This window comes from Halorubrum sp. SP3 (assembly GCF_005435195.1).
GTDB lineage: Archaea > Halobacteriota > Halobacteria > Halobacteriales > Haloferacaceae > Halorubrum > Halorubrum sodomense.
The window spans coordinates 257125-263637 of sequence record NZ_SGTU01000002.1 but is presented as its reverse complement, the minus strand read 5'-3'; the positions used below and the strand labels follow the sequence as shown (position 1 = coordinate 263637).

At 69.5% G+C, this 6513-nt stretch carries 7 protein-coding genes and 1 rRNA gene; 6 read left to right on the top strand and 2 right to left on the bottom strand.

Annotation, left to right across the window (positions count from 1 at the left end; genetic code table 11):
- Positions 1-57 precede the first annotated feature (57 nt).
- Together rrf and EXE42_RS02685 are read left to right on the top strand one after the other, a co-directional pair.
- Positions 58-179: ribosomal RNA gene (rrf, locus tag EXE42_RS02690) — 5S ribosomal RNA — on the top strand.
- 457 nt (positions 180-636) lie between these two features.
- The gene (locus tag EXE42_RS02685) at positions 637-1311 is read left to right on the top strand and encodes a hypothetical protein (RefSeq protein ID WP_092923312.1); all 675 of its coding nucleotides are present in this window, start codon (positions 637-639) and stop codon (positions 1309-1311) included.
- A 25-nt stretch (positions 1312-1336) separates the two neighbouring features.
- Here the strand turns inward: EXE42_RS02685 and EXE42_RS02680 are convergent, their stop codons facing one another.
- Entirely contained in the window at positions 1337-1639 is a 303-nt protein-coding gene (locus EXE42_RS02680; protein WP_092923185.1) for a hypothetical protein, read from the bottom strand.
- A 138-nt stretch (positions 1640-1777) separates the two neighbouring features.
- Here EXE42_RS02680 and EXE42_RS02675 point away from each other — a divergent pair, with 138 nt between their 5' ends.
- Positions 1778-2665, top strand: a complete 888-nt coding sequence (locus EXE42_RS02675) for a DMT family transporter (protein ID WP_137705842.1) — start codon at positions 1778-1780, stop codon at positions 2663-2665.
- A gap of 60 nt (positions 2666-2725) precedes the next feature.
- A complete protein-coding gene (locus EXE42_RS02670) occupies positions 2726-4303 on the top strand; it encodes a HAMP domain-containing sensor histidine kinase (RefSeq protein WP_137705841.1) in 1578 nt (525 codons plus the stop codon).
- 36 nt (positions 4304-4339) lie between these two features.
- Here the strand turns inward: EXE42_RS02670 and EXE42_RS02665 are convergent, their stop codons facing one another.
- Positions 4340-4840, bottom strand: coding sequence for an SRPBCC family protein (locus EXE42_RS02665; RefSeq protein WP_092923176.1), 501 nt, complete (start codon positions 4838-4840; stop codon positions 4340-4342).
- Between the two features lie 92 nt (positions 4841-4932).
- Here EXE42_RS02665 and EXE42_RS02660 point away from each other — a divergent pair, with 92 nt between their 5' ends.
- Positions 4933-5859: a DNA-3-methyladenine glycosylase gene (locus EXE42_RS02660; RefSeq protein ID WP_137705840.1), complete on the top strand. Its 927-nt coding sequence runs from the start codon at positions 4933-4935 to the stop codon at positions 5857-5859.
- Positions 5860-5951: 92 nt separating this feature from the next.
- A complete protein-coding gene (locus tag EXE42_RS02655; protein ID WP_092923171.1) occupies positions 5952-6467 on the top strand; it encodes a DUF555 domain-containing protein in 516 nt (171 codons plus the stop codon).
- Positions 6468-6513: the final 46 nt, after the last annotated feature.

Below are 6513 nucleotides of genomic sequence, written 5' to 3'. Positions count from 1 at the left end.
TCCCTCGCTCGAGAGCGCGACGAGAGAGGGTTTCGGTTCGAGTCCGAGAGTCGGCATAAAGGCGGCCAAAGCGGTGGGGGAACACCCGTACCCATTCCGAACACGGAAGTTAAGCCCACCAGCGTATCGTGAAGTACTGGAGTGAGCGATCCTCTGGGAACCACGAGTCGCCGCCTGCCCACTCATACGGGAGTGATCTCCCACCCAAGCCCACGGACCGCACGTCCGTGGGCTGTTTTCATACACAGAGCAACCGCACCCGACCGCCGTCTGCTGGGCCGCGACGAGCGCTGCCGTCAGTCGGCTTGACCGTTCGGTTCCGCGGCGACCCCGCCCGGCAGCGAGTACCGGTTCTCCGAACCGCGTACGGCCGATCGGCCGTCTCCTCGTCGGAAGTCATATCAGTACTGATAGAATCATCCGTAAGTTTATCAGTTCTGTCGGTGAAGCTAACGTATCATGGAGGGACCGAACGGCACGAACACCGCGACACGCCTGTTCTGCGGCGATCGCCCGTCGGTTCGCGACGGGATTACCTCGGACCGTGTCGTGTCCGTGTTGTTCGGAACGGACGTCGAGGCCTGGCGAAGCGGCTGGGATCGAACCCCGGCGGGGCCACCGAATCGTGAGGCGGTGGTGGACGCGAGCGACATCGCCCGGAGCGGGGCCGTCGCGTCGACACAGGTGGTGCCGAGCGGCGGACTCGCGCACACGGTGCTCGGCCGTACCGCTGACGGTGAGCGCGTTCTCGACGCCGTTGCGGACCATCTTGCGGGCGCTCCCCCGGGAACGGTCGACGTACTGATCGACGACCTCACGCCCGTCGCCGCTCGAGGTGGTGTCGATTCCGCGGCCGCGTTCGCGGACGGGCTGCTCGACCGGTTCGAGGGACGAACGGGTCAGATCGCGATGGGATGCTCCTTCGAGGGGTCCGCGGAGTTGCTGTCGCGCGTCGGCGGCCGCGTCGACACGGTCGTCGGTGCCGACGACGCGGTAGCGGCGGTCGAGCGGCTCTATCGGGACGATCCCACGACGTTCGGGTACGTTCGGCGCCACTGGGCCGAGGCCACACGGGGTATCGAGACGTGCGATCGCAACTATCCGCAGTCGAAGCAGGTCCACGCCGTGCTGCCGGCCCCGGAGACGACGCCGCGAACGCTGGGAGCGACGCTGTCGGGGTTGGTCGCGCTCGACGCGCTCGAAACCTGGGGCGACACCGTGGGGCCGACCCGATACGATCTCACCGCCTACCGACCCGAACGGACCTGGGCCGTCGGCGCCGCGCTCGCGGCGCGCGTCGCTGACGACTGACGTGACTCGTGGGGAACTCGATCCGTTACCCTTCCGTGTCGTCTCGACCGTCGGACTCAGCGAGGCGGTCGAGGTCGGCCTGTACCACGGTGCCGTCCGGCTCCAGCGTCACGCTCCCGAGGGGGGCCGTCTCGCCCGTGTCGTACCGAGCGGCGACGGCTTCCAGGGTCGAGCGTCGGTCGAGTCGTTCCCACACGGCCTCCGCGACGAGCGATTGGAACGTCTCCGGGTCGGTCCATCCGGCGTCGATGTCGGAGGGGACGCCGACGACGACGCGGAGTTCCGTCTCGGCGACGCGGATCCCGACGCCAAACGTGTCCGCACACATGAGCCGTCGTTCGCGTCGCGGAGTGAAATCACCGTCGGCGTCGCCCGCATCTCGGACGCCGGCCAGGTGAAGACCTCGTCGCCTCGGTGCGCTCTCGAAACCGGTAAGCCCCCGCCGCGCGAACGACCGCGACGCTCGATGACCTCGAAGCCAGCGGTGTCACCGAAGGCGGGGCTGGCGGCCGCGGTCGCCGCCGTGAGCGCGGGTGCCGTCCTCGTCCGCCTGAGCGAGGCGCCGAGCTCCGTCGCCGCGTTCTATCGGGTGCTGTTCACGACGCTGCCGCTGGCTTCGATCGCGGCGTGGCGGTACCGCGGGGAGTTAGCTCGGATCCGGCCCCGAGACCTCACGTTCGCGGCGCTGTCCGGGGTCGCGCTCGCGGTCCACTTCGCGGCCTGGTTCGAGAGCCTCCGCTGGACGAGCGTCGCCGCGAGCGTGACGCTCGTCCAGGCGCAACCGGTGTTCGTCGCGCTCGGCGCGTGGCTGCTGTTGCGCGAACGCGTCACGCGTCGGATGGCCGGAGGCATCGCCGTCGCCGTCGGCGGGATGGCGGCCATGTCGGTCGGCGACTTCCTCGGCGGCGTGGCGGTCGGTCCCCGGCCGCTGTACGGGAACGCGCTGGCGCTTGCGGGCGCGGTCGCCGCCGCGGGCTACGTGTTGGCCGGGCGCTCGCTGCGCCAGCGCATCTCGCTGGTCCCGTACGTCACCGTCGTGTACGGCGTCTGCGCGGTCGTTCTGCTCGCGTTCGTCCTCGCGGCGGGACACTCGCTCACCGGATACCCGCCGCGGGAGTGGCTCCTGTTCGCCGGGCTCGCGGCGGGACCGGGACTGCTCGGTCACACCGTCCTCAACTGGGCGCTCGCGCATCTCGATTCGAGCGTCGTCTCCGTCTCGCTGCTTGGGGAACCGGTCGGCGCGACGCTGCTCGCCTTCGCGTTCCTCTCGGAGACGCCGACGCCGGCCACCGTCGCCGGCGGGTGCGTCGTCCTCGCGGGTATCTACGTCACCGCGACCGCGAACCGGGCGTAGCGTTTTCAGCGCCGATATTTTGGGGTAAACGTTGAAACCCTCCGAGAGATCGGATCGGGTATGGACCGGCGAACGGTCGTCGCGTTCGTGGGCGACAACCGGGTCGCCGGCGAGCGCGTGTCCCGGGCGGTCGACGCCGCTTGGAAGGGGCCGAACGGACCGGCGCTTCGAACGCTCTCTCCGATCGATATCGGCATCGGCGCGGAGGGGGGAGACGAGGCGCACCTGAACGCCGCGTGTGGCGTCGTCGTCACCGCTGCGGCGACGAGCGAAGACGCCGTGACGGAGCGGCTCGCGGCGCTCCCGTCGAACGTACCGGTGATCGGGCTCGTCGAGGACCCCGCGACGCCGGCGATCCGAGGGCTACTGTCGGCCGGCGTGGACGACGTGGTCGACGTCGAAGCGACTGGCCCCACCGAGGTCGACGCTTCCGACCCCCTCGCAAAGCGTCTCGCGAGTCGGGTGAACCCCGACCGCGTCCGACTGGGAGACGACGACGTCGCCCGTCTCTCGGAGGTGCTGCTCGACGCCGGAACGACGCTGATGAGCACTCGCACCGACGAGGTCGAGACGAAGATCGAGTGGACGATGGAGAACGTCGGCGAACACGCCGATCTCGACCGGATCGTCTGCTATCGAGAGGACGACGGCCGGTTTGTCCCCGCGTACGGCTGGTCTCCTCACGGATTCGATCCGGCGCCGAGACCGTTCGAGGACTTTCCGGGGTCGGAGCGACTGTCGACGTTCGGCAACGTCGCGCGCGCCGCGGCCCCCGCCGCGGACTTCGACGGCGAGGCGGCCGAGACGGGGGTCGGGGGGCCGCCGGCGACCGTTCACGTCCCGCTCGTCGTCGACTGGGAACTGAGCGGAATCGTCGCGTTCGAGTCCGACGACTGCCGCGTCTGGACGGAGGACGAAATCGATCTGTACCGCACCCTCGGGGATCTGGTCGCACACACGATCGCGCGAAACGACCGCCGGGCAGCGCTCCGCCGACAGGCGGAACAGCTCGAACAGTTCAGCGCTGTCGTCTCACACGACCTCAGGAACCCGCTCAACGTGCTCTCGGGCTATCTGTCGCTCTCCGAGGACGAGCTTACGCCGTCGCGCTACGACGCCATGAGCGGCGCGGTCGACCGCATGGAGACGCTGATCGACGACCTCCTCATGCTCGCGCGACGCGGCGAGGCGATCGGCGAGACGGAGCCGGTTCCGATCGCGGCCGTCGCGGAGGAGGCGTGGCAGTCGGTACGTGCGCCGGACGCGGCACTCACGATCGCGGACGAGGTCGGCCACGTCGAGGCCGATCCGAGCCGGCTCCGCCAGGCGTTCGAGAACCTCTTCCGGAACGCGATCGACCACGGCGGTCGAGACATCGCGGTAGAGGTCGGTCCGATCACCACGGACGACGGCGTCGACGGAATGTACGTCGCGGACGACGGTCCCGGAATCCCGGTCGAAGTCGCCGACGCGGTCTTCGATTCTGGCGTCTCCTCGGCCGACAGCTCCGGGATCGGGCTGGCGATCGTCGACCGGATCGTCGAGGCGCACGAGTGGGAAATCGAGGCTCGAAACGACGACGGCGCCGTCTTCGAGCTCACCTTCGGGAGCGACGCGGCTCCCGTCGCGTCGACGTAGGAACCCGGACTCGCGGTCGCGGGCGCTACAGCCGGGTCAGTGCTCCGAGAACCGCCGGACCGTCCGCCGGTGTCGGTCGCGGAACATCCCCTCGAATCCCACTTTCGCCGCCGGGCCCGCGACGTCGCCGAGCGGTCCGAGCGGCAGTCGATACGCGACCGTGTCGACGAGCAGGGTCTCCTCGCCGTCGGCGTAGAACGCGTGCGTGTGTTCCCAGCGACGGAACGGTCCGTCTTCCATCTCGTCGACGAACCGGGCGGAGCGCTCGGGCGTCGTCTCTCCCTCGGGCTCCCGCTCGACGATCCGGGAGGTCCACCGCTGACGCGGACCGGCCCCGAACGGGCGGATCGACATGCGTATCGTCGATCCGGCGAGGAGGACCTCGGGGCCGGGCGAGCCGTCCGGCCCCTCGACGCCGCCGATGCGGAGGCGCATCCAGTCCGGAGTGAGTTCTCGCAGTCCGTCGACCGTGGAGTGGAACTCCCACACGTCTTCGATCGGGGCCGGCACCCGGGTCGTCCGCCTGTACGTCGGCATACGTCCGGTAGGGCGCGGGTGGACAAAAAGCCGTCCTCGGCGGCGGTTTGAGACCGAAACCCGCATGCCTGCGCGCACCGTGACTGGAGACGATGGAACGCGGGGCGATCGACGTCGGCGACCTGGCTGGACCGTTCGACTTACAGGCGACCCTCGAGAGCGGCCAGAGCTACCTCTGGAACCGCGCGGACGGCGACACGTACGACGAACTCCACGCTCACGGCGGCGACGCGTGGTACGAGACCGTCGTCGATCCAATCCCTGAGGTGACCGAGGAGCGGGTCGCGGTTCGGGTCCGACAGGAGGGCGGCGTCCACGACGGCACGCTCCGCTGGGAGGCGTCGACTGACGCCGAACCGCTGTTGACCCACCTCCTCCGGCTCGACGACGACCTCGATGAAATCCTCGACGCCACCCCGGACCTCCCTCTCTTGGAGCGCGCGTACGACGCCTACGAGGGGATGCGGCTGACCCGCGACCCGGCCTTCCCCTGCCTGATCTCCTTCATCTGCTCGGCGCAGATGCGGGTCGCTCGCATCCACGGGATGCAGCGGCGACTCCGGGAGACGTACGGCGACGCGGTCGCGCTCGGCGACGGGGCGTACCGCGCTTTCCCCACGCCCGAGCGGTTGGCCGCGCGCACGGAGGACGAACTTCGCGACCTCTCCTTGGGCTACCGCGCCCCCTACGTTCGGCGGACCGCGGAGATGGTCGCGAGCGGTGAGGCCCATCCGCGAGAGGCGGCCGACCTCCCCTACGAGGAGGCCCGCGAGTCGCTCAAGCGATTCGTCGGCGTCGGGGACAAGGTCGCGGACTGCGTGCTGCTGTTCTCGCTCGGTTTCCTCGAGGCGGTCCCGCTGGACACCTGGATCCACACCACCATCGAGGAGTATTACCCCGACTGCGACCGCGGGAGTTACGCGGCGACCTCCCGCGCGATCCGCGAGCGGTTCGGCGGCGAGTACGCCGGCTACGCTCAGACGTACGTGTTCTACTACCTCCGCGCCGGCGGCGAGTGACCGGCGCGATCGTCGGGGACCGACCGGACCGGCCTCCGCGACCCGGCCGCGGCCGAAGTTTGATACTCGCTCGCGTGGTACTCTTGCCCGTGATGGACTGTCGAGTCGTCGTCGAGGCCGCGGTCCCGGTGTACGACGTGGAGACCGCCGACGAGGCGGTCCGGATCGCCATCTCGAAGACCGGAGAGATGCTCAATCCGGACCTCAACTACGTCGAGATAGACACCGGAACGCGGACGTCGCCGAGCGGCGAGGAGCTCGACCCGGCGTTCGTCGCGGCCGACGAGGCGCTCGTCGCCCTGGAGCTTCAGATGGACGTGTTCAACGTCGACCGCGACGAACACGCCAGCCGCGTCGCGCGCAAGGAGATCGGCAAGCGCCTCCGGAACATCCCGCTCACGGTGCTGTCGGTCACCGAGATAGATCCCGAGGAGAGCGACCGGGCCGAGGAATCCGCGACCGCGGACGGACGGTCTGTGACGGGCGACGACGCCGACCGCGACGACGAGCTCCCGTCTCGCGACGGCGAAGAACGCGACGGCGTGGAACGCGATGACGTAGAACGGGGCGACGTAGAACGGGGCGACGTGGAACGCGACGACGGATAGTCGAACGCGGTCGCTGCGCTACGCGCGGATCGGGTCGGTCGACGAG